This is a genomic window from Micromonospora sp. NBC_00617, assembly GCF_045161355.1.
Taxonomy (GTDB): Bacteria; Actinomycetota; Actinomycetes; order Mycobacteriales; family Micromonosporaceae; genus Micromonospora.
The window spans coordinates 4460545-4484114 of the sequence record NZ_CP107751.1; the positions used below are offsets into that span (position 1 = coordinate 4460545).

Annotated in this window: 15 protein-coding genes; 5 read left to right on the top strand and 10 right to left on the bottom strand. The window is 73.2% G+C overall.

The genetic code is table 11. The features are described 5' to 3' along the window. From OG505_RS20430 to OG505_RS20440, 3 genes are all read right to left on the bottom strand, one after another. A complete protein-coding gene (locus OG505_RS20430) occupies positions 1-1686 on the bottom strand; it encodes a SulP family inorganic anion transporter (RefSeq protein WP_405426609.1) in 1686 nt (561 codons plus the stop codon). Next, the gene (locus tag OG505_RS20435; RefSeq protein ID WP_405426611.1) at positions 1683-2021 is read right to left on the bottom strand and encodes an ArsR/SmtB family transcription factor; all 339 of its coding nucleotides are present in this window, start codon (positions 2019-2021) and stop codon (positions 1683-1685) included. Before OG505_RS20435 ends, OG505_RS20430 begins: the two co-directional genes overlap by 4 nt. Before the next feature lie 184 nt (positions 2022-2205). Further along, on the bottom strand, positions 2206-4674 hold the full coding sequence (locus OG505_RS20440; protein WP_405426613.1) for a glycoside hydrolase family 2 protein: 2469 nt from the start codon (positions 4672-4674) through the stop codon (positions 2206-2208). Positions 4675-4808: 134 nt separating this feature from the next. On the opposite strand from OG505_RS20440, the gene OG505_RS20445 reads away from it, so the two are divergent. Then, on the top strand, positions 4809-5828 hold the full coding sequence (locus tag OG505_RS20445) for a LacI family DNA-binding transcriptional regulator (RefSeq protein ID WP_405426615.1): 1020 nt from the start codon (positions 4809-4811) through the stop codon (positions 5826-5828). A gap of 14 nt (positions 5829-5842) precedes the next feature. Here the strand turns inward: OG505_RS20445 and OG505_RS20450 are convergent, their stop codons facing one another. Further along, a complete protein-coding gene (locus tag OG505_RS20450) occupies positions 5843-8143 on the bottom strand; it encodes an EAL domain-containing protein (RefSeq protein ID WP_405426617.1) in 2301 nt (766 codons plus the stop codon). 238 nt (positions 8144-8381) lie between these two features. Between OG505_RS20450 and OG505_RS20455 the strand changes: the two genes are divergently transcribed. After that, on the top strand, positions 8382-8759 hold the full coding sequence (locus OG505_RS20455) for a PH domain-containing protein (RefSeq protein ID WP_405434617.1): 378 nt from the start codon (positions 8382-8384) through the stop codon (positions 8757-8759). Between the two features lie 25 nt (positions 8760-8784). Here OG505_RS20455 and OG505_RS20460 read toward each other — a convergent pair whose 3' ends face one another. Continuing rightward, the gene (locus OG505_RS20460) at positions 8785-9711 is read right to left on the bottom strand and encodes a 2-hydroxyacid dehydrogenase (RefSeq protein WP_405426619.1); all 927 of its coding nucleotides are present in this window, start codon (positions 9709-9711) and stop codon (positions 8785-8787) included. A 186-nt stretch (positions 9712-9897) separates the two neighbouring features. On the opposite strand from OG505_RS20460, the gene OG505_RS20465 reads away from it, so the two are divergent. From OG505_RS20465 to OG505_RS20475, 3 genes are all read left to right on the top strand, one after another. Next, positions 9898-11715, top strand: a complete 1818-nt coding sequence (locus OG505_RS20465) for a SpoIIE family protein phosphatase (protein ID WP_405426621.1) — start codon at positions 9898-9900, stop codon at positions 11713-11715. 71 nt (positions 11716-11786) lie between these two features. Next, positions 11787-12959 carry a PQQ-dependent sugar dehydrogenase gene (locus OG505_RS20470; RefSeq protein WP_405426623.1) on the top strand — a complete coding sequence of 391 codons (1173 nt, stop codon included), beginning with the start codon at positions 11787-11789 and terminating at the stop codon, positions 12957-12959. Between the two features lie 61 nt (positions 12960-13020). Beyond that, positions 13021-14592: a metallophosphoesterase gene (locus tag OG505_RS20475; protein ID WP_405426625.1), complete on the top strand. Its 1572-nt coding sequence runs from the start codon at positions 13021-13023 to the stop codon at positions 14590-14592. Between the two features lie 381 nt (positions 14593-14973). On the opposite strand, the gene OG505_RS20480 is transcribed toward OG505_RS20475, so the two are convergent. The 5 genes from OG505_RS20480 to OG505_RS20500 form a co-directional block, all read right to left on the bottom strand. Further along, positions 14974-17331, bottom strand: coding sequence for a transketolase-like TK C-terminal-containing protein (locus tag OG505_RS20480; protein ID WP_405426627.1), 2358 nt, complete (start codon positions 17329-17331; stop codon positions 14974-14976). A 121-nt stretch (positions 17332-17452) separates the two neighbouring features. Continuing rightward, entirely contained in the window at positions 17453-18952 is a 1500-nt protein-coding gene (gene gatB, locus OG505_RS20485; protein ID WP_405426629.1) for an Asp-tRNA(Asn)/Glu-tRNA(Gln) amidotransferase subunit GatB, read from the bottom strand. Positions 18953-18965: 13 nt separating this feature from the next. Beyond that, positions 18966-20441 carry an Asp-tRNA(Asn)/Glu-tRNA(Gln) amidotransferase subunit GatA gene (gatA, locus tag OG505_RS20490; protein WP_405426631.1) on the bottom strand — a complete coding sequence of 492 codons (1476 nt, stop codon included), beginning with the start codon at positions 20439-20441 and terminating at the stop codon, positions 18966-18968. 49 nt (positions 20442-20490) lie between these two features. Continuing rightward, positions 20491-20796, bottom strand: a complete 306-nt coding sequence (gatC, locus tag OG505_RS20495) for an Asp-tRNA(Asn)/Glu-tRNA(Gln) amidotransferase subunit GatC (RefSeq protein WP_354861239.1) — start codon at positions 20794-20796, stop codon at positions 20491-20493. A gap of 122 nt (positions 20797-20918) precedes the next feature. Beyond that, positions 20919-23477 carry a putative bifunctional diguanylate cyclase/phosphodiesterase gene (locus tag OG505_RS20500; protein ID WP_405426633.1) on the bottom strand — a complete coding sequence of 853 codons (2559 nt, stop codon included), beginning with the start codon at positions 23475-23477 and terminating at the stop codon, positions 20919-20921. Positions 23478-23570 lie beyond the last annotated feature (93 nt).

A 23570-nucleotide genomic window follows, 5' to 3' on the forward strand; every position in this document is an offset into this window, starting at 1 on the left:
TTACGTCCGGCTAGCCGCGCCGCCGGTCACGGAGAGCGCAGCCGTGCGGGCGTGCCGGATCGCGGCCGGGGTGTCGGGAAAGACCAGCCCCTCGCGGCGTAGGTCGTCAGCCACTCCGAGGGTGGCGAGCACCTGGTCGTGGGCGGGAGTGACGCCGGAGAGCAGGACGGTGATCCCGCGTCCGCGCAGCCGTCGGATCGCGTCACCGAGGACGTGTGCGCCGGTGGCGTCCATGGTGGTCACGCGGGACATTCGCAGGATGACCACGCGAACGTCGGCGACCTCGGAGAGTTCGAGCAGGAAGGTGTGGGCCGCGGCGAAGAAGAGCGGCCCGTCCAGCCGGTACGCGACGATGTGTTCGGTGAGCAGCGCGTACTCCTCGTCGCTGTGTTCACCGGGGTCGAGGGGCACCTGTTCCAGCCGGGCGCTGCGGGCTACCGCGCGCAGGGCAAGCACCACGGCGACGCCGACGCCGACCGCCACGGCGGTGACGAGGTCCCAGATCACCGTGACGGCGAAGGTGAGTACCAACACGATTGCGTCGCCCCGGGTGGCGCGGGCCAGCGCCCACAACGAACCAGCCTCCACCATGCGGACTGTGGTGGCCAGCAGTACCCCGGCCAGGGCGGCGAGCGGGATCCGGCCGACCAACGGCGCGGCGGCCAGCACGATGGCGGCGAGGGCGAGGGCGTGGGTGAGGGCCGCCAGCTTCGAGGCCGCCCCGGCGCGGACGTTGACCGCCGTACGGGCGATGGCGGCGGTCGCCGGAATGCCGCCGAAGAGCGGGGCGGCGAGGTTGGCCAGCCCCTGACCGAAGAGTTCCCGGTCCGGGTCGTGCCGCTCGCCGACGGTCATGCCGTCAGCGACGGTGGCGGAGAGCAGGCTCTCCAGGGCGGCGAGCGCGGCGACGGCAAGCGCGCTGGGCAGCAGCACGCCGAGCGCGCCGAGGTCGAGGAAGCCGAGTGAGGGCGCTGGTAGGCCCTGTGGCAGCGCACCGATCCGAACCAGGTCGAGCGGGGCGACCTCGGCGAGGACGGTGACGGCCGCCACGCCGAGCAGCGAGAACGGCAGGCCGGGCCGCCACCGGGCGCCCAGCAACATCAGCGCCGCGACGGCGAGGGCCACCGCGAGCGCCGCCGGCCGCGGGTGTACGACGAAACGGGCGACCGCGTCGGCGGCGACGGCCCAGACCTTCTCCCCGTGCGCGTCGGTGACGCCGAGCGCGGCGGGCACCTGTTGCAGGGCGATGACCACGGCGATGCCGGCGGTGAAGCCCTCCAGCACCGGGGTGGGCAGGTAGCGGACGTACCGGCCCAGGCGGGCCACGGCGAGCGCGATCAGCACCAGGCCGGCCATCGCCCCGACCATGAGCACGCCGGTGGCTCCGAACTGCTGCACCACCGGCACCAGCACCACGGTCATCGCCCCGGTCGGCCCGGAGACCTGGAGGTTGGAGCCGCCGAAGACGGCGGCCACCGCGCCGGCGATCACGGCGGTGATCAGCCCGGCCTGGGCGCCCAGCCCGGAGGTGACGCCGAACGCCAGCGCCAGTGGCAGCGCCACCACCGCCACGGTGAGCCCGGCCAGCAGGTCGCGGCGCGGTGAGCGGTGGACGGCTGCCCAGTCGGCCCGGCCGGGCAGCAGCCCGAGGATCCGCTCGCGGGCCGCCAGTATGGCGACGCTCACCGGTCGCCGCTCGTGGCGCGCAACTCGTCGAGGAGGGCGTCCCGGTCGGTCAGGACAGCGCCGAGGATGCGTCGACCGGCGGCCAGCAGGTCGGCGACGTCGGGGGTGCTGAGCGCGTACATGACGAGGGGGCCGTCGCGGTGTGAGGTGACCATTCCGGCGCGGCGCAGCACGGCGAGCTGCTGGGAAAGGTTCGACGCCTCGACCTCGATCGTGGCGAGCAGGTCGCGGACCGGCTTCGGGCCGTCCTGGAGAAGCTCCAGCACCCGGATGCGCACCGGATGTCCGATAGTGCGAAAAAGCTCGGCCTTCGCCTGGTACAACGGCACCGACATGAACACCTCCCGGTCGACACGAAGACTTTATCACTTGAAGAAATCTTCAACGTGCAGCCAGAGCGATGGCCGGACAGCACACGCGCCGACGAGCGTCATACCTGTGAGTCATATTTATGACTCACAGGTATGACGCCTACCACCACACCAGCCTCCGGGTCGGTCGGCCGACAGTAACGGTCTGCTAGCTCCGCTCGATGTCGTTCACGCAGCGCAGCACCGGCCGACGGGTCAGAGCCGCCTCGTCCAGTGACGCGGCCGCCCGCACCGTGAGGGTGACCGTCTCCCCGGGCAGCAGGGTGACCAGGGCGCTGTCCACGGTGGCCAAGGCGTCCAGGCGGTCCGGGAAGAGGGTCAGGTCGCGCAGCACCGTGCGGGCGGTGACGCGCATCCGCTGACCGCCGTCGACCGGTTCGACAGTCGCGTCCCAGGCCGCCGCCGGCCAGTCGACGTCCCGGTCCTCGGCGAAGAACCACAGCGCCCGTTCGGCGGTCTCCCCCGCCTCGGCGACCAGCAGTTCCCGCCGGGCGTCGTCCGGCCGGGCCAGCTCCGCTGGCAGCGCCAGGGTGACCGCCGAGTACGCGGGGACGTCCAGTTCCATCGTCGTCTTCGCCCGGGGCTCCCCGTCGAGGGTCAGCCGGGTCACCGAGGCCGATGACCGCCACGGCTGGCCGGTCTCGTTCACCGCGACCAGGGCAAGTCCACCGCCACCAGCCAGGCCGCCGTCGCGGGGCTGCACGGTCAACAGCCGGTCGGCGTACGCGTGGCGCAGCGCGTACCACAGCGGTTTGCGGCGACCGTCGCCGTCGACGGCTGACCAGGAGGTGACCGGCCAGCAGTCGTTGAGCTGCCAGACGATGGTGCCCGCGCAGACGCCCCGGTGGGAGCGGAAGTGCTCGACCCCCAGTTGGATGGCCCGCGCCTGGTTGAGCTGCGTCAGGTAGTGCCAGTCGTCGAAGTCCGCCGGGGCGGGAAGGTGCGCGTCCAGGCCCCGCCGGAGCTTGGCGTCGCCGTTGGCGGCCTTCTGGTGGTGGGCCATGCCGGGCGAGTCGGGGGCGAGGGGTTCGTCGCTCAACGCCCGCCGCAGGGTGGCGTACGCCGGTGGGCCCTGGTAGCCGAACTCGGCGACGAAGCGCGGGACGTACTCCCGGTATTTCGGGTAGTCGTCGGTGTTCCACACGTCCCAGATGTGGGTGGTGCCGTGCGCCGGGTCGTTGGGGTGGATCGTCTCGGTGCCCGACCAGGGGCTGCCCGGCCAGTACGGGCGGGTCGGGTCCAGCTCGCCGACGATGCGGGGCAGGACGTCGAGGTAGTAGCCCCGGCCCCAGGTGCGGCCCGCGAGGGGGTCCTGCCAGTCCCAGTCGTGCCAGCCCCAGATGTTCTCGTTGTTGCCGGTCCACAGCACCAGCGACGGATGGGGCGTCAGCCGGGTCACCTGCTCGGTGGCCTCGGCGGCGACCTCGCTGGCGAACGGCTCCTCCTCGGGGTACGCGGCGCAGGCGAAGAGGAAGTCCTGCTGGACGAGCAGCCCGCGTTCGTCGGCGAGGTCGTAGAAGTCCTCCGACTCGTACCGGCCGCCGCCCCAGACGCGCAAGAGGTTGACGTTGGCCCCGATCGCCTGGTCGAACCGCCCGGCCAGCCGATCGCGGGTGATCCGGGTGGGGAACGCGTCGTCGGGGATCCAGTTCACGCCCCGCACGAAGACCGGGACGTCGTTGACCGACAGCACGAACGGGGTGCCGTGGTCGTCGGGGGTGGTGTCCAGCCGCACCGAGCGGAAGCCGACCCGCCGCGACCAGCCGTCCAGGGTGTCCCCGTCCGGCGCGTGCAGGGTCACCTTCAGCAGGTGACGGGCCTGTTCCCCGTACCCCCGTGGCCACCACAGCGCGGGCTCGCGGACGGTGAGGGCCAGCACGGCCGTGCGCTGCCCGGCCGGAACGACCACCTCGGCGTGGACGTCGGCCACTGTGGCGCGGACGGTCAGCGGGACGTCCGCGACCCGCTCGACCTCGACGTGCACCTCGACCCGGCCGTCGCCGCCGGCGAGGGTGACCAGCGGACGGACGCCTGCCAGCCGGGCCGTGGACCAGGCGTGCAGGCCGATGTCCTGCCAGATGCCGGCGGTCACCAGCGTGGGCCCCCAGTCCCAGCCGAAGTTGCAGGCCATCTTGCGGACGAACTGGAAGGGTTCCGGATAGGCGTTGGGGCGGTCGCCGAGGCGCTCACGCTGCGCCTCGGCGTAGCGGTAAGCCGATTCGAACGCGACGGCCAGGTCGTTGTCGCCGTCCCGCAGCAGCGATGAGACGTCGAACCGGTGGCCACGGTGCATGTTCTCGGTACGGCCGACCTCGACCCCGTTGACGCTGATGGTGGCGACGGTGTCCAGGCCGGCGCAGACCAGGTCGACCCGGTCGTGGTCGCCGGCCGGAACTCCGAAGGTCGTTCGGTAGTGCCAGTCGGTACGCCCGATCCAGGCCAGGGACAGCTCATTGTCGTCGAGGTACGGATCGGCGATCAGCCCGGCGTCGAGCAGGTCGGTGTGCACGCACCCGGGCACGGTCGCCGGCACGGACCGACCGGCGACCTCCGCCGGCACCTGCGCTCCGGGTGTGGCCCGCAGGGTCCAGCCGTCGTGGAGTGCCTGTCGACTCAAGACTTCACCGCACCTTCGTGACCTTCGTGGTCGAGAGACGTGGGCTGAACCGGATAAGCTCAGCCACCGTACGATTCGACTTTCGGGCTGTCAACGACCGGTTGACGAGCCGCGAGCGGTAGAGGAGCACGCTGGTGAAGCGGCCGACCATCGCCGACGTCGCCCGTCGCGCGGGCGTGTCCAAGGGTGCCGTGTCGTACGCGCTGAACGGGCAGCCCGGGGTCTCGGCGGCCACCCGAGCACGCATCCTCGCCATCGCGACCGAGATCGGGTTCAGCCCGAGCAGCGCCGCGCGGGCGCTCTCCGCCGCCACCGCCGGCGCCGTCGGCCTGGCCCTGTGCCGGCCCGCCCGGACACTGGGCGTCGAGCCGTTCTTCATGGCGCTGATCAGTGGCGTGGAGGCCGAACTCTCGGCCCGCTCGTACGCGCTGACCCTCCAGGTGGTGGCCGACCACGACGCCGAGATCGCGGTGTACCGGCGCTGGTGGGGCGAGCGCCGGGTGGACGGGGTGCTCGTCTGCGATCTGCGCACCGACGACCGCCGCATCTCCGCCCTGCAACAGCTCCAACTGCCGGCCGTGGTGATCGGCGGGCCGGGCGGCACCGGGGAGCTGGCCAGCCTCTGGTCCGATGACGCGGCGGCGCTGACTGAGGCGGTGGAATACCTGGTGGCGCTCGGCCACCGCCGCATCGCCCGGGTCGGCGGCCTGCCCGACCTGCGCCACACCGAGATCCGTACCGACGCCTTCGCGGCGGTGTGCCAGCGCCTCGGCCTGGCCGAGGCGGTCACCGTCTTCTCCGACTACACCGGCGAGGAGGGTGGACGGGCCACCCGCCGACTGCTCAGCTCCGCCCCGCAGCCCACGGCGGTCATCTACGACAACGACGTGATGGCCGTCGCCGGGCTCTCGGTCGCCCAGGAGATGGGCCTCACCGTGCCGAACGACCTGTCCATCGTGGCCTGGGACGACTCGCCACTGTGCCGGTTGGTGCACCCGGCCCTGACGGCGCTGGGCCGCGACATCCCCGCGTACGGCGCGCATGCCGCCCGTCACCTGCTCGCCGTCATCGGGGGGCAGCCGGCGACGCGCGTGCAGGACGAGAGCCCGCAGTTGACGCCGCGCGGCAGCACGGCACCGCCGCGCGGGAAGTGAACCGGTTCAGTGGCTCAGCGAGACGCCGAGGGGAACTCCTCGAAGTACGCCTCGACCCGCTCGGCGGTGGCCGGACGGGCCAGCGCGAAGCCCTGCCCGTAGCGGCAGCCGGCCCGACGCGCCCCCTCGACCTGGCTCGGTGACTCCAGCTCCTCGGCGACGATCTCCACACCCAACCGCTCGCCCACGTTGACCACCACGTCGATCAGCGGCGGCTGCCCCGCCGGCTGCGCCCCCACCAGCTCGGGGCCCACCTTCAGCAGGTCGATCGGCAGGCGGCGCAGCTGGGCCAGTGACGCGTGCTCGGCCCGGAAGTCGTCCAGCGCGGTGCGGACGCCCAGCGACCGGAGCCCCGCCAGCCGGGCCACCACGGTCGACAGGTCAGCGCCGATCCTCGGCTCGGCCACCTCCACCACCAGCCGCTCCGGCGACACCCCGTACGCGGCCAGCACCGCGGCGGTGCGCTGCACGAAGTCGGGAATGGTCAACTCCCGGGTGGTCACGTTGATCGCCATCCACAGCTCACGGGGGCCCGCCGACCAGTCGGCCAACTGCCGGCAGGCCCGGTCCAGCACCCACCATTCGAACTCGCCGACCAGATCCAGATCCTCGGCGACCGGCAGCAACTCGGCCGGGAGCACCGTGCCCAGCACGGGGCTGCGCCAGCGCAGAAGAGCCTCGGCGCCCACCGGCTGCTGGTCGGTCAGGTCGAGCACCGGCTGGTAGACCAGGTCCAGCTCGCCCCGCGCCACCGCGCCGGGCAGCTCACGTTCCAGGTCGAGCCGGCGCACCAACTGCTCCTCCAGGAACGCGTCGTACCACTCGACCCGGTCCCGGCCGAGCTGCACCGCCCGCCGCCGAGCCAGCTCGGCCTGACGGAGCACGTCGGCCGGCCCTGCTCCACCGACCTCGGCCAGCCCGATGCTCGCCTGCACGCGCAGCACCGAACCGGCCGGTTGGTACGGCGGAGTGAGCGCGGTCAGCAGCCGGGTGCCCAGCGCGTACGCCAGCACCGGCCCGGCGCCGGTGACCACCGCGAAGCCGGTGCCGGTGCAGCCGGTCACCAGGTCGTCGGGCCCGACGACCGCACGGGCCCGCCGGACCGCCTCGGCCAGCACGTCCTCCCGCGCGACCAGGCCGAGCCCGTCCACGCCGTGCAGCTCCACCAGCAGCAGCGCGCCGGTCGACGCGGGGAGCCAGGCGCCGTCGACGCCGGAGGCCGCGGTCGCGTCCACGTCGGACGACCACGGCGCCGCGTCGGGGCTCAGGTCGTGCGTGGACGCGCCCTCGGTCGTACCGGGCCAGGGCGGTTGCGCCGCCCGGTGGCGTCGGATCGTGGAATCGGCGCGTCGGCGGTGCGCGGCGTGCCGCTCCCCGGCGCCCGCGTCGCCGCCGCGCAGCAACTCCCGCAGGACCAGTGGTGGCACCGCCGCCAGGGCGAGCAGCACACTCGTCCGGTCCGGAGTGCGGCCGAACCCCACGTGCAGGCCCGCCGCGAGCAGCAGCACCGACGCCGGGAGCACCACCCGTGGCCAGGTCGCGACGGGTGGGCCGGTGACCGGCTGCGCGCTGGCCGTCGGCACCGCGGACTTCGCGCCGAACGCGGTCAGCAGCATCCCGAGCACCAGCGGCGGCACCGCGAGCAGCGCCGCCCGGCCCGTCGGCGCGGGTGGCAGGATCGTCAGCAGCGCAAGCCCGACCAGGGTGAGCAGGACGCCGCCCCGGCAGATCGCGTCGCCCGAGCGCCGCCCGGACCCGGTGAACGCGTTGAGCGCGGCCATGCCCAGCGCTCCGAGCGCCAGCGCCGCCACCAACCGGGTCGGTGCCGGCAGGGTGTCGGAAGGCAGCAGCAACCAGCCGGCGAGGGTCAGACCGACAGTCGGGCCGGTCGCCTCGACCAGCCCTCGCAGCCGCGCCGCCCGCGGCGGCCGGACCGGGAGCCGACGCAGCCCGGCCACGCACAGGACCGCCACGGTCAGCGATCCGAGCAGCGCGGCAGCCCGGTGCCCGGCGTCGAGCAGCGGCAGCGCGGCGGCGACACACCCGGCCGTCACCACCGCCGCGTCGAGCAGCACGGCTGCCGTCCGCCACGAGGGGCCGGTGGACGGCGGATCGCCGGGTCGGTGGCTGGCGAGCCCGGAGAGTCGTACGCCGGCGAGGGTGGCGCCCGCGCCACCGGACAACGCGATCACCACCGGGGTCGGGACCAGATCGGCGGCCCCGGCGAGGACGAGCAGCGCCACGGCCGTGGACACGGCGGCCTCCGGGGCCGCCCGGCGGGGGACGAGAACACGGAACGGGTACGCGAGGAGCACGGCGGTCGCCTTCGTGAGGGGGCACGGGGCGGTGCGGCGGTGCGGCGGTGCGAGGCGGCGGACGTTGCGGGTCCGCTGCTCAACAGTGAGCAACGACCGACGACCGGATTGGTTACGCGCCGGTCGCCGGCAGGCAGCAGTGACCCGTGTCACTGTACGGCGTCGGGGCTCCGTGGCGCTGCCCGCCGCGACCCGTGCCGAGCAGGGGTGGGATCATCGCAGGGTGAGTACGCCCGACATGGTCCGCTTCCGGTACAACCAAGCCATCCTGGCCGCCGCCGTCATCGCCTTCATCGGCGCCCTGCCGCTGGCCAACGCCCGGGCGTACCTGCTGCCGGTGCTGCTCGTCCCCCTCGCCGTCGGGGTGTGGGCCTGGCGGGCCGGCACCGACGCCGACCCCCGGGAACTGCGCCTGCGGGCGCTGTTCGGGCAACGTCGGATCGGCTGGGACCGGGTCGTCGAGCTGGCCACCGACGCGCGCGGACGGGCCGTCGCCCGCCTCGACGACGGCCAGCAGGTCGTCCTGCCGGCGGTCCGTGGCACCGACCTGCCCCGACTGGTCTCGGCCACCGGCCAGACACTGCCGGACGAGGCCGCCGAAACACCCGGCCCGTGAGCCCGACCCGGACCGCGCGGCCCGATCAGTAGCCGTCGACCACCGTGTTGATCAGCGGCTGACCGGCGGTGAACCGCCGTACCTGGTCGCCGACCAGCCGGTACGCGCGCGGCAGCAGCCCGCGCACCGAGCCGCCCACGTGCGGGGTGAGCAGCACGTTCGGCATCGTCCACAGCGGGGAGTCGGCGGGAAGCGGCTCCGGGTCGGTGACGTCCAGCGCGGCCGAGATCCGACCGGTGGCCAGTTCGGCGACGAGCGCCTCGGTACGGGCCACCGGACCGCGGGCCGCGTTGACGAGCAGCGCCCCGTCGGGCATCGCGGCCAGGAAGTCCTCGTCGATCAGGCCGCGGGTCTGGTCGGTGAGCGGCACCAGCACGACCACCACGTCGGCGTCGGGCAGCAGCCGGGGCAGCTCCGCGACGGCGTGCACCCCCTGCTCGGGCCGGGCCGTCCGGGCGACCAGGGTGAAGCTCACGTCGAACGGCGCGAGCCGGTCCCGCACCGCCGTGCCGATCGAGCCGGCCCCGACGATCAGCACCCGCTTGCCGGTCAGCTCGTCGGTCGGCGCGTTGCCGTCGTACGCCCACCGCCGCTCGGCCTGCGCGCGGGCGAAGGCTCCGAAGGCCCGCAGCTGGGCCAGGATCGCGGTGACCACCCACTCGGCGGTGGACGGGTCGTGCACCCCCCGGGCGTCGCAGAGGGTGACCCCCTCGGGTATCCGGCCGACCCAGGCGTCCGCCCCGGCGGAGAGCAGCTGCACCGCCTGCAGATCGGGGAGCTCGTGCAGCAGCGCGGTCGCGTCCGACCCGCTCAGGAACGGCGGTACCCAGAAACGGACGTCGGCCGGGTCGGACGGCAACCGGTCGGCGTGTTCGGCGACCTCCACCGTCACGTCCGGGGGCAGCTCGCCGACGAGGTTCAGGCCGGCCTGATGCGGAATCCATACCTTCACGTCCGCCGACGATAGCCGCCGGCGCGACGGCCGGTGCGGGCACGGCGGCGATCCGGCGTCACGGGGGATGGCGCGCGGCGGCGGCGCGGGCGAGACTCGGCACACCGATGTTCGGTCCCGGCCCTGACGAGGTATAACCAAGGATCGGAGGGCCGGTCGGCCTCCGCCCCGGCAGACAGGTGCTCGATGACCGACGGCTCCCCCGCCAGCGCGCGACGCTCGATCACCCCGCCCCCGGCGCTCGGCGACGCGGCGCGGCTGCGCGCGCTGGCCGACACCGGTCTGGACGCCGTACCGGACGAGGCGTTCGACCGGTTCGCCCGACTGGTCAGTGACCTGCTGGAGGTTCCGGTCGCGCTGGTCTCCCTGGTCTCCGCCGACCGGCAGTTCTTCCCGGGCGCGGTGGGTCTGCCCGAGCCGTGGTCACAGCGGCGGCAGACACCGTTGAGCCACTCGTTCTGCCAGCACGTGGTGGACATCGAGGTGCCGATGGTGTTGCCGGACGCCCGGCTCTACCCCCGCGTACGCGACAACCTGGCCATCGACGACCTCGGCGTCGTCGCGTACGCCGGTATGCCGTTGACCGACCTCTCCGGCCGGGTGCTCGGCGCGCTGTGCGCCATCGACAACAAGCCCCGGGCGTGGACCGCCGGGCAGCTGCGGACGCTGGCCGACCTCGCCGCCGCCTGCTCGTCGGAGCTGCGACTGCGGATCGCTTTGGACGGCGCGCAGGAGGCGCGTCGGCGGGTCGTTCGGGCGCACCAGCGGCTGGAGCTGCTGGCCGGGGTGAGCGAGACGCTCGCCGGCACGCTGGACGTGGGCACGTCGCTGCGCCGGCTCGCCGCCACCATGGTGCCGCTGCTCGCCGACTGGTGCCTGCTCACGCTGGTCGGGCCATCCGGACAGCCCACGGAGGTGGTCGCGGTGCACCGCGATCCGGCGCGGACGCCGGACGTCGACCGCTTCGCCGAGCTGCTGCGGACGGGGCTGAGCCAGGATTCCATCATCCGGGCGGTGCTGCGCACCGGCCAGCCGCGGCTCGGCGGCGTCGCGTCGCTGGACGACGTGGCGCGGGGCACCACCGATCCGGAGATGCCGGCAATCGCCGAGCGGCTGGGTATCGCCTCCTACCTCAGCGTGCCGGTGCGGGCCGTCGGGGGCACCGTGCTGGGCGCGATCACGCTGGTCAACGCCCCCGACCGTCAGCAGTTCGACGACCGCGACCTGCTCACCGCCGCGGACATCGGCCGCCGGGCCGGGCAGTCCGTCGGCAACAGCTCGATGTACGGCGAGCAGCGGCACGTCGCCGAGGTGCTGCAACACAGCATGCTGCCGCGGCTGCCGGTCGTGACGGAGTTGGAGCTGGCGGCCCGCTACCAGCCGGCGGCCGACCGGGTGGAGGTGGGCGGCGACTGGTACGACGCCTTCGTGCAACCCGACGGCGACCTGATCGCGGCGATCGGGGACGTGGCCGGGCACGACATCGAGGCGGCGGCGACCATGGGCCAACTACGCAACCTGGTGCGTGGCAACGCGTTCGGACGGCCGGACTCGGTCGGGGCGTTGATGAGCCACCTGGACAGCGCCATCCGCGGCCTGCGGCTGCCCATCGCGGCCACCGCGACGCTGGTGCGCATCTGTGACCGGCGCTCCGGCGTCCGCGAGGTGACCTGGTGCAACGCCGGGCACCCGCCGGCCTTGGTGGTCCGGGCCGGCGGTGCGGTGGAGGTCCTCGCAGCGACGCCGGAGCCGTTGCTGGGCCTGGCCCGGCCCACGCCGCGGGCCAGCCACTCGACCAGCCTGACCACCGGCGACACGCTGCTGCTCTACACCGACGGGCTGATCGAGCGTCGGGACCGGTCCATCGACGACGGGCTCGCCGAGCTGGCGCACCGGTTGACCGGCACCGACACCGTCCCCCTCGACGACCTGTGTGACCTGCTGCTCGCCTCGATCCAGCACCGCGAGGACGACACGGCGCTGCTGGCCGTCCGGGCCCGCTGAGCGGTCGCGGCACACGCCGAGGCCCATCTGTCGGGCCCGGCCGGGCCGACCGGCGGGCTACCCTGGGCCGGGTGAGAGCCCGTCTCCCGTACCCTCGCGTCCGCCGCCTCCGGGTGGTCCTCGCGGCGTCCTGCGCGGCGCTGCTGCTCGCCACGGGTTGCAGCTTCGGCGAGCCGGAGCCCGACCCGGCGGGTGAGCCGCCCAACCTGCCGACCCCGTCGGCGCCGGCGAGCGCTGGCGGCGCGGGCCAGCAGGCGGCGGTAACCGTCCTGGCCAAGGGGCTGCGGGTGCCGTGGGCCATCGCGTTCCTGCCCGACGGCGGCGCGCTGGTCACCGAACGGGACAGCGGCCGGATCCTCCAGGTCGGTCCGGAGTCCGGGCCGGACGGGCTGCGGGTCCGGGTCGTGCAGACGATCAGCGACGTGGCGGCGGCGGGCGAGGGTGGCCTGCTCGGCATCGCCGTCTCCCCCGGCTACGCCCGGGACCGGACGGTCTTCGTCTACTACACCTCCGAGCAGGACAACCGGGTCGCCCGCCTGCAACTCGGCGGGCAACCCACCCCGATCCTCACCGGCATCCCGAAGGCGAACGTGCACAACGGTGGCGGGTTGGGCTTCGGCCCGGACGGGCAGCTCTACGTCAGCACCGGTGACGCGGGCGAGCGCCCCAACGCGCAGGACACGAAGAGCTTCGGCGGCAAGATCCTGCGGATCACCGCCGACGGCAAGCCCGCGCCGGGCAACCCGTACCCCGGCTCCCCGGTCTGGTCGCTGGGTCACCGCAACGTGCAGGGCTTCGCCTGGGACGACGCCAAGCGGATGTACGCCGTGGAGTTCGGCCAGAACACCTGGGACGAGATCAACCAGATCACCAAGGGCGGCAACTACGGGTGGCCGGAGGTCGAGGGGCGGGCCGGCGACAAGCGGTTCACCGACCCGATCACGCAGTGGGCGACGTCCGACGCGTCCTGCTCCGGGCTGGCCGCGGCGGACCGGCTGCTGGTCACCGGCTGCCTGCGCGGCAAGCGGCTCTGGGTGATGGAGCTGACCGACACCGGCACGCTGCTCGGGCAGCCCAGCGAGCTGCTCACCAATCGGTACGGTCGGCTGCGCGCGGTGGCCGCCGCACCGGACGGTTCGCTCTGGGTGAGCACCTCCAACCACGACGGGCGGGGTGATCCGGCGGCCGACGACGACCGCCTCCTGCGGGTGGTCTTCGCCGGCGGCGACGGCGGTCGCAGCTGACCTGCGTCACCTTCCGCGCAGGTTTGCCAAGATCTTTCGATGGGCAGGTCAGAATCTCAGCATGGACGGGCAACGCGACGAGCAGCACGACGACGCCGAGGGCCGGGGTGACCCGGTGACCGGCGGCGAGCCGTCGCGCCCGTCGCGCCGGCGGATCGGCCGGCCCGGCGGGCCGGTGCGGCGCACGGGGGTGATCCTCGCCGTGCTCGTGGTGGCCCTGGCCGGGGCGGTGCTCGGGGTGCTGGCCGGCGGTCGGGTGGACACCGACATCGGGCCGTTCCGGGCCAATCTCACCCTCTCCCCGTCCAGCGAGGGCGGGACGACCATCGACGTGCCACCGCTCGGTGCCCTGCTGCTCGACAGCCACAGCGGGCCGACCCACCTCACCGTGCGGCTGGGCGCGCTGGACCAGGGGCGCACCGAGGCGCTGCTCGACGACCCGGCGAGCATCAGCCGAGCCAGCCAGAGCGCCGTGGAGGACGTCCGCTCCGGGGTGATGCGGCTGGGCCTGCGAACCCTCGCCTCGGCGGTGCTGGTCACCCTCATCCTGGCCGGGTTGATCTTCCGCGATGTGCGGCGCACCGCCTGGGCGGGCGGGTTGGCGCTGCTGGTCACCGCCGGCAGCCTCGGCACGGCCGCGGCGACCCTGCGCCCCCAGGCGATCGAGGAGCCGCGCTACGAGGGCCTGCTGGTCAACGCCCCCGCCATCGTCGGCGACGCCCGCCGCATCGCCAATGACTACACCAAGTACGCCGAGCAGCTGCAACGCATCGTCGGCAACGTCAGTCAGCTCTACACGACGGTGTCGGCGCTGCCGGTGTTGGAGCCGGCGCCCGGCACCACCCGGGTCCTGCACGTCTCCGACATGCACCTCAACCCGACCGGCTGGCAGCTGATCCGCACGGTGGTGGAGCAGTTCGGCATCGACGTGGTCATCGACACCGGGGACATCACCGACTGGGGCAGCGAGCCGGAGGCGTCCTTCGTCGGATCGATCAGCCTGCTCAAGAAGCCGTACGTGTTCATCCGCGGCAACCATGACTCGGGCAAGACCGCCGCGGCAGTGGCCCGCCAGCCGAACGCGATCGTGCTGAACAACTCGACCACCACGGTCGCCGGCCTGACCATCGCCGGCATCGGCGACCCGCGCTTCACCCCGGACAAGAACACCTCACCGGCCGGCAGCGGGCTGACCCAGGAGGTCGCCGACCAGGTGATCGGCGTCGGTACGCAGCTCGCCGCGACGGTGCGCAGCTCGCCCCGGCCGGTCAACATCGCGCTGGTGCACGACCCGGCGTCGGCCGGGCCGCTCGCCGGCACCTGCCCGCTGGTGCTGGCCGGGCACACCCACGCCCGACAGGTCTCCAAGCTGCCGCAGGCACCCGGCCAGCAGCCCACCGCCCTGTTCGTGGAGGGTTCGACCGGCGGGGCCGGGCTGCGCGGGCTGGAGGGTGAGAAGCCGACCCCGCTGTCGATGACCGTGCTCTACTTCGACCAGCAGAAGATGCTCCAGGCGTACGACGACATCACCGTCGGCGGCACCGGCCAGGCCCAGGTCAACCTGGAACGCCACATCGTGCAGGACCCGAACGCCGGCACTCCCGCGTCGGTCACCCCCACCCCGACCCGCTGAGCGCGAGCTGCCGCCTGCCCACCCGCCGACTCGGCGGTGCCCGCCCGCCTGCCCTGCGGAGCCCGAGCCCGAGCCGAGCCGAGCCCGGCCCGAGCCGAGCCGAGCCCGAGCCGGGCCCGCGCCGGGCCCGACGGTGTCTGCGCAGCCTTTGCTCTGCTTCAACGGACGCAACAGTTACGTCGGGTTACTCCGCTCCCGCTGCGCGCACCCGAATTTCTGCAGCTCAGCATGGCGTTGCGCATAGTGAAGCAGAGCAAAGGGCAAAGAGAACCCCACCGACCGGGGGACGCTCCTCACTCTCAGTGGCGGCGGCAGTGAGACACGAAGGCCGGCACACGCTGCCCGGCGCACGCGGGCACAGCCCACCCATCGAGGGCGAGGTCAGCGCAGGGCGAGCGCGGCCAGGGCGGCGTTGACGATGCTGCCGGGCATCAGGTCGTGCAGCTCGTACAGGTCGGCCACACTGCCGGATTGGCCGAACTCGTCCACCCCGAGCGGCACCGCCGGGGCGCCGAGCGCCGACCCGAGCCAGGCCATCGCGTGTGACGCCGCGTCGTGCACGGTCACCACCGGCACCCGATCGGCGAACGCGGACCGCAGCGCGCCCGGCACGCTGGGTACGGTCGCGGTCCGTACGCCCTGACGTAGGGTGCGCTGCCAGGCCCGGTAGAGCCGGTCGAGACTCGTCACGTCGACCACGTGCGCGGCGACGCCCTCCTCGGCCAGCTCCGCCGCGGCGGCCAGCACCTCCGGCAGCACCGCGCCGGAGGCGGCGAGCTGCACCACCGGGGCGTCGACCAGGTGCGGGTACGCCTGGTGCGCGTCGACCAGCCGGTACGCCCCGGCGACCACCTGCCGGCGCAGCACCGCGTCGCCGAGCCGGGCCCGGGCCGCCTCGAACGGCGCCTGGTCCAGCGGTCGGGTGCTCAGCCGGAAGTAGTACGCCCCGTCCTCGGTCGGCGCCGCCGTCGCGGCCGGGGTCGCCCCGCCCGCGATCTGCCCGAGGGCGTCGCAGAGCAACCAGTCGAGGCTGCCCGCGTACGCCGGTTCGAGGAACGTCACCCCGGGCAGCTCCAGGCCGACGGACGCGGTGATGGTGGACTGATGGGCGCCACCCTCGGGAGCGAGCGTGATGCCCGACGGGGTGCCGGCCACCACGAACCGGGAGCCCGAGTAGGTGCCGTACAGGAACGCGTCCAGGCCGCGCAGCACGAACGGGTCGTAGACGGTACCCACCGGCAGCAACGGCTGCCCCGACAGGTCCCACGACAGGCCGAGCTGACCCAGCAGCAGGAACAGGTTCATCTCCGAGATGCCCAGCTCGATGTGCTGCCCGGAGGGGCTCTCGGTCCAGCGCAGCATCCGGTCCTCGGTCCAGGAACGCTGCTCGGTGGGGGCGAACACCCCGGTCTTGTTGATGAACCCGGCGAGGTTCGTGGAGGTGGCCACGTCCGGGGCGGTGGTGACCAGGTAGCGGCCCACCTCCCGGTCCCGCGCCAGGTCCACCAGCACCCGACCGAAGACCTCCTGCGTGGAGATCGGCTTGTTGGCGCGTACTCCCGTGCTCTCCGGAACGGTGACCCCCAGCGCGCGCTCGCGCGGCGCGCGGGACAGCGCCTCCCGGCGGGCGCCGGCCCGGATGCCGGCCGGTGACGCCGGGTCGAGGCGGTCCCACTCGGTCTGCGCGGTCAGGCCCTGCGCGGCCCGCAGCGCGTCGACCTGCTCGGTGCTGAGCAGCGCCGAGTGGTTGCGCGGATTGCCGGCGATGGGCAGACCCCAACCCTTGACGGTGTACGCGAAGACGACGCTGGGCCGGTCGGTGACTGCGTCGCACTGGGCGTACGCGTCGAGCATCGCGGACAGGTCGTGCCCACCCAGGTCGGTGACGAGCGGACGCAACTCCTCGTCGTCGATGCCCGCCACGAACGCGCCCACCTCGGCCGGCGCACCGTCCAGGAACTGCTTGCGCAGGGCCGGGCCGGTCAACCCGAACAGCGACTGGTACTGCTCGTTCGGCATCGCGTCGATCCAGTCGCGCAGCGCCTCGCCACCCGGCCGGGCGTACGCCTCGGCGAGCCGACGGCCGTACTTGACCTCCACGACGTGCCAGCCGGCCGCCTCGAACTGACCGCGCCACTGCTTGATCCGGATGCCGGGCACCACCCGGTCCAGCGACTGCCGGTTGAAGTCGACAAGCCACATCACGTTGCCCAGCCCGGTGGTGGCCGGGTCGGCGACGGCCTCCCAGATGTTGCCCTCGTCCAGCTCGGCGTCGCCGATCAGCGCCACGAACCGGGAGTGCGGCCGGGTGCCGAAGTGCGCGTCGACGTAGCGGCGGGTGGCGGCGGCGAACAGCGGCGCCGCCGCGCCGAGACCCACCGAGCCGGTGGAGAAGTCCACCTCGTCCGGGTCCTTGGTGCGCGACGGGTACGACTGGAGGCCGCCCCGGGCCCGCAGCCGGGGCAGGTACGAGCGGTCCAGGTTGCCCAGCAGGTACTGGATGGCGTGGAACACCGGCGAGGCGTGCGGCTTGACGGCGACGCGGTCCTCGGCGTCCAGGTGCGCGAACCACAGCGCGGTCATCGCCGTGACAAGGGACGCGCTGGACGCCTGGTGGCCGCCGACCTTCACCCCGTCGCCGGTGGCCCGGTCGTGGTTGGCGGCATCCACTATCCGGGTGGCGAGCCAGAGCACCCGCCGCTGGATCTCGTCGAGGACATCGAGGTCGTGCTGGTTCACGGTGGCTCCATCCGGGCGTCGCCGTTGACGCCCTAGCAACAAGGGGTGCAGAGGTGCAGAGGGTGCAAGGAAGGGCCCCTTCTTAACGCCTGGTGCATAAGAAGGGGCCCTTCCTAACCGATCAGCCCTGGACGCCGAGGCGCTCCAGGATCAGCTCACGGACGGTCTTCGCGTCGGCCTGCCCACGGGTGGTCTTCATGACCGCGCCGACGAGGGCGCCGGCCGCCGCGACCTTGCCGCTACGAATCTTGTCGGCGATGCCGGGGTTGGCGGCGATCGCCTCGTCCACGGCGGCGGTGAGCGCACCGGTGTCCGAAACGACCTCCAGGCCACGGCTGGTCATGATCTCGGTGGGCGAGCCCTCACCGTCGACCACGCCCTCCAGCACCGTACGGGCCATCTTGTCGTTGAGCTTGCCCGCGTCGACCAGGCCCTGCAACTCGGCGACCTGCGCGGGGGTGGCGCCGATGTCGGCCAACTCCACGCCGCTCTCGTTGGCCCGCCGGGACAGCTCGCCCAGCCACCACTTGCGGGCCGCCGCCGGGGTGGTGCCGGCGGCCACGGTGGCCTCGATCAGCTCGACCGCGCCGGCGTTGAGCACCGACTGCATGTCCAGGTCGGACAGGCCCCACTGCTGCTGAAGCCGACGCCGGTGCACCCGGGGCAGCTCCGGCAGGGCGGCCTTCAGCTCGGCGACCCAGGCCGGGTCCGGGGCGATCGGCACCAGATCCGGCTCCGGGAAGTACCGGTAGTCGGTGGCCGTCTCCTTCGAGCGCCCCGGCGTGGTGTCACCGGTGTCCTCGTGGAAATGCCGGGTCTCCTGGGTGATCCGGCCGCCCGCGTCCAGCACCGACGCCTGCCGCAGCATCTCCGAGCGGACCGCCCGCTCCACCGAGCGCAGCGAGTTGACGTTCTTGGTCTCGGTGCGGGTGCCCCACTCCTGGCCCGGCAGGTTGAGCGAGGTGTTCACGTCACAGCGCAGCGAACCCTCCTCCATCCGCACGTCCGAGACCCCGAGCGTGCGGATCACGTCGCGCAGCTCGGTGACGTACGCCTTGGCGACCTCGGGGGCGAGCGCGCCGGTGCCCGGGATCGGCTTGGTGACGATCTCGACGAGCGGGATGCCGGCCCGGTTGTAGTCGACAAGCGATTCGGTCGCACCGTGGATGCGGCCGGTCGCGCCACCGACGTGCAGCGTCTTGCCGGTGTCCTCCTCCAGGTGCACCCGCTCGATCTCGATGCGCACCGTCTCGCCGTTCACCTCGACGTCCAGGTAGCCGTCGACGCAGATCGGCTCGTCGTACTGGCTGATCTGGAAGTTCTTCGGCATGTCCGGGTAGAAGTAGTTCTTGCGGGCGAACCGGCACCACTGCGCGATCGAGCAGTTCAACGCCAGGCCGATCCGGATGATCGCCTCGATGGCCGCCTTGTTGGCCACCGGCAGCGAGCCGGGCAGCCCCAGGCACACCGGGCAGACCCGGGTGTTCGGCTCGCCGCCGAAGTCCGTCGGGCAGCCGCAGAACATCTTGGTGTTCGTGCCCAGCTCGACGTGGGTCTCCAGGCCGATCACCGGTTCGTAGCGTGCGACGACCTCGTCGTACGCGGGAAGCGTCGTCGTCATCTGGGCTCCTGCCTCACAGTGCCGGTGGGGTGAACGTGCCGACCGCGGACTCCAGCGCGGCGGCGACCCGGTACATCCGGTCGTCGGCCATCGTCGGGGCCATCACCTGCAGGCCGACGGGCAGCCCCTCGGAGAGGCCGCAGGGCACCGAGATGCCTGGCCCGCCGTACAGGTTGGTCGGGATGGTGAACAGGTCGGCCAGGTACATCTGGTACGGGTCGGCGGTGCGGGCGCCGATCGGGAAGGCCGTGAACGGGGTGGTCGGCGAAATCAGCGCGTCGACCCGCTCGAACGCGGCCGTGAAGTCCCGGGTGATCAGCGTACGGACCTTCTGCGCCTGCCCGTAGTACGCGTCGTAGTAGCCCGACGACAGCGCATACGTGCCGACCATGATGCGGCGCTTGACCTCGGGGCCGAAACCGGCCTCCCGGGTCAGCGACATGACCTCCTCCAGCGACCGGTTTCCGTCGTCGCCGACCCGCAGGCCGAACCGGACGCCGTCGAACCGGGCCAGGTTGGAGGAGCACTCGCTCGGGGCGATCAGGTAGTACGCCGGCAGCGCGTACGCGAACGTCGGGCAGGAGATCTCCACGACCTCGGCGCCCATCTTGGTCAGCGCGTCCACCGACTCGCGGAACGCGGCCATCACGCCCGGCTCGGCGCCCTCGCCGACGAATTCGGTGACGATGCCGAGCCGTACGCCGGTCAGGTCGCCGGTCGCGCCCAGCTTGGCCGCCGCCACCACGTCCGGTACGGGCTGCGGGATGGAGGTGGAGTCACGCGGGTCGTGCCCGGCGATCACCTGGTGCAGCAGGGCCGCGTCGAGCACGTTGCGGGCGCACGGGCCGGGGGTGTCCAGCGACGACGAGAACGCGACCAGCCCGTACCGGGAGGTGCCGCCGTAGGTGGGCTTCGCGCCGACGGTGCCGGTGACCGCGCCGGGCTGGCGGATCGAGCCGCCGGTGTCCGAGCCGATCGCCAGCGGCGCCTCGTACGCGGCCAGCGCGGCGGCGCTGCCACCACCCGAGCCACCCGGGATCCGGCTCAGGTCCCACGGGTTGTGCGTCGGGCCGTACGCCGAGTATTCCGTGGAGGAGCCCATGGCGAACTCGTCCATGTTCGTCTTGCCGAGCATCACCGTGCCGGCCTCGCGCAGCCGCTGCACGATCGTCGCGTCGTACGGCGGGCGCCAACCCTCCAGGATCTTGGAGCCGACGGTGGTCGGCACGCCACGGGTGGCGAGCACGTCCTTGACTGCGACCGGCACACCCGCGAGGGGGCCGAGCACCTCGCCGGCGGCGCGGCGCTCGTCTACCGCGCGGGCCGCGGCGAGCGCGCCATCGGTGTCGACGTGCAGGAAGGCGTGCACCTGCTCGTCGACCGCGGCGATCCGGTCCAGGTGCGCCCGGGTCACCTCGACGGCGGAGGTTTCGCCGCTGGCGACCAGCGCGGCGATCTCCGTCGCGGTCATTCTGGTCAGATCGCTCATGCCGTCACTCCGCTTCGCTCCGCGACGCCAGTCGCCCGTGCACGTCCGCTCATGAGGCCACGTCCTCGGTCAGGATGCGCGGCACGCGGAACCGCTGGTCCTCGGCGTCCGGCGCGCCCGACAGCGCCTCCTGCGGTGTCAGGCACGGCGTGACGACGTCCTCGCGGAAGATGTTGGTCAGCGGCACCGAGTGCGAGGTCGGCGGGATGTCCGCGGCGGTGACCTCGCCGACCTGGGCGACCGCCTGGAGGATCACGTCGAGCTGGCCGGCGAAGGTGTCCAGCTCCTCCTCGGTGACGGCGAGCCGCGACAGGCGCGCCAGGTGCGCGACCTCCTCGCGGGAGATGGCGGCCATCCGTGCCCCCTTCTGATGTCCTACTGGTCGGGCGGTGTGCCGGCGCGCGACGCGTGCGGCGTGACGCGCGGTGACCGGAGCGAGTCTATTGTTCCGCCCCCTCCGCCGGCTGCTCGGGTGGGTCAGCGGGTCGACCGGCGGCCGGCCTCCGGCTCGGGGCCACCCGTCGGGCGGACCGGCCGGTAGCGGGCCAGCCAGGTGACCAACTCCTCGGCGGGCATCGGACGGGCGTAGAACCAGCCCTGGGCGGCGTCGCAGCCGGCGGCGTACAACATCCGCCAGGTCCGCTCGTCCTCCACGCCCTCGGCGACCACCCGCAGCCCCAACGCGCCCGCCAACTCGATCATCGACCGGACGATCGCCGCGTCGTCGGCGTCCTCGGCCATGCCGAGCACGAACGACCGGTCCACCTTCACCTCGGACAGCGGAAGTCGGCGCAGATGTTGCATCGAGGAGTAGCCGGTGCCGAAGTCGTCCAGCGCGATGGCCACCCCGATGCGGTGCAGCCGGGAGATGGTTGCCAGCACCCGGCGCGGATCGGCCATCAGGGCGCCCTCGGTGATCTCCAGTTGCAGCCGTTCGGCCGGCACCCCGTAGCGGGCCAACCGGTCGGCGATCTGGTCGGCGATCTCGCCGGTGTGCAGATCGCGCACGCTGACGTTCAGCGCCGCACGCAACCCGATGCCGGCCGCCGACCACTTGGCGAGCTGCTCCACCACGTCGTCCACCACTCGCCTGGTGAGCAGCCGCATCACCGCGCTCTGCTCGGCGACCCGGATCAGCTCCTCCGGGTCGACCATGCCCCGGCGCGGGTGCCGCCAGCGCAGCAGGGCCTCGACGCCGACGACCTCGCCGGTCGCGATGGCGATCTGCGGTTGGTAGTACATGGTGATCTCACCGGCGTCGTCGACCGGCTCGCCGCCGTCGCGCACCCACCCGGTCGACTCGGTCGCCTGGGCCTCGGGAACCGACCCGCCTTCGCGCCCCGGACGGTCTCTGCCCGGCGGCGGCACCGCACCGCCGTTCGGCGACCGCCGCCCCTGGCCGCCGACATGCCGGTCCCGGAACGGGCCGGAACGGGTGCCGGGGATCGTCGCGCGGCTGTTGCGGCCCCGGATCGGGTCGGCGGCGGTGGCGATCCGATTGATCAGCTCGTCGTCGTGCAGCAGTTCGGCGCCGGCCCGCCGCCGGCGGCCCCACCACCGCCCGCCCGCCGGCGACGCCGGGGCGACCAGCGGCGCACCGCCCGGATGCGGCGTGGCCTTGGCCGCCGCCGGAGTGGGCAGCGCCGCACCGTCACCGCCGCGCACCTCGGCCTCCACGGCGAGGGGTACGTCTGCCGTCCGCTCGGGCTCACCCGGCTCGGCGGCCGGCCGGCCGGATTCCAGCACCCGGCGGAGGTCGGCGAGGAGACCGAGCCGCTCGGCCGAGTTGTGGTCCGACTCCGGGGCGTACACGGCCACCGTGTCGTTGCGGTGCTTGGCGTCGTACATCGCCACGTCGGCGTGCCGCATCAGGGTGGCGAAGTCCTCGCCGTGCTCCGGGAAGAGAGCGATCCCGATGGAGCCGCCGACGTCCAACGGCAGCCCGTCCAACGGCACCGGCTCGGCCAACGCCCCGACCACCCGGTCGGCCAGCTCACGCGCCTGGCTGGCGTCGGTCAGCCCGGTCATCACGATGGCGAACTCGTCCCCACCCAGCCGGGCGATCATCTGCGGCCGAGGCTCCACGTCGGTGAGCCGGGCGCTGACCTCGACCAGCAGCCGGTCGCCCACCGCGTGCCCGAGCGCGTCGTTGACGTTCTTGAAGCGGTCCAGGTCGATGAGCAGCAGCGCCAGGTGCCCGCCGGGCTCGCCGCGGGCGGTCCGCTCGGCGTGCAGGTGCACCTGCTCGGCCACCTCGGCCAGCAGCGCCTTGCGGTTGGGCAACCCGGTCAGCGGGTCAGCGGCGGCGAGGTGCTGCTGCTCGACGGTCAGCCGGGCCATCCGGTACACGGCGAAGAGCGGCACCAGCACCAGCGGGATCAGCGCCGCGCTGAGCCGGGCGGCGGCGACCAGCACCGGGGCGAGCAGCAGCAGCGAGCCGGTGGAAAGCAGTTCGAAACCGACGCCCTGGCGGACGGTGGGCCACCAGCGGTCGCCGAAGCGCAGTCGCACCGCCCAGCTCACCAGGCCGTAGTTCACGACGAACCAGGCCAGCGTCGCCCCGCCGACGGCGGCCACGTCCGCGGGGTGCAGGCGACCGCCGTCGAAGACGGTGCCCGGCCCGAGGTGGATGACGCCGTACGCGGCGGCGAGGGCGCAGGCGTACTGGGCGACGTTGAACGCGGTCCGCCAGGCGGCGTGGCGCATCCGCCAACCCGAGACGATCACCCCCACGGCCTGCACCGCCACCGCCGGGCCGAGCCCCCAACCGAGCAGGATCGCGAAGGTGAAACAGGTGGACGGGAAGACCGCCGAGGTCTGCCGTCGCCCCGGCGGGACGAACGGGCGCGCGTCGCAGACCACCGCGAGGGCGGCCATCGTCCAGAACGCCACCGGTAGGCGGGGCAGCTCGTCGGGGAGCGTCGTGAGTGGACCCGTTGCGGTCACCGCCGCGACCACCAGGATGCCGACGACGAAGGCGGCGAACGGCGTCACCCGCCCAGGCGGGACGGAGTTGCGCGGGTCGGCGACCTCCATCACACCTCCCGAGGAACGGTCGACGTGCCAATGAGCACGCCGTGACCCAATGAAACGCCCTCAGCCCCGGGTTTCCCGGTATGACAGTCACGA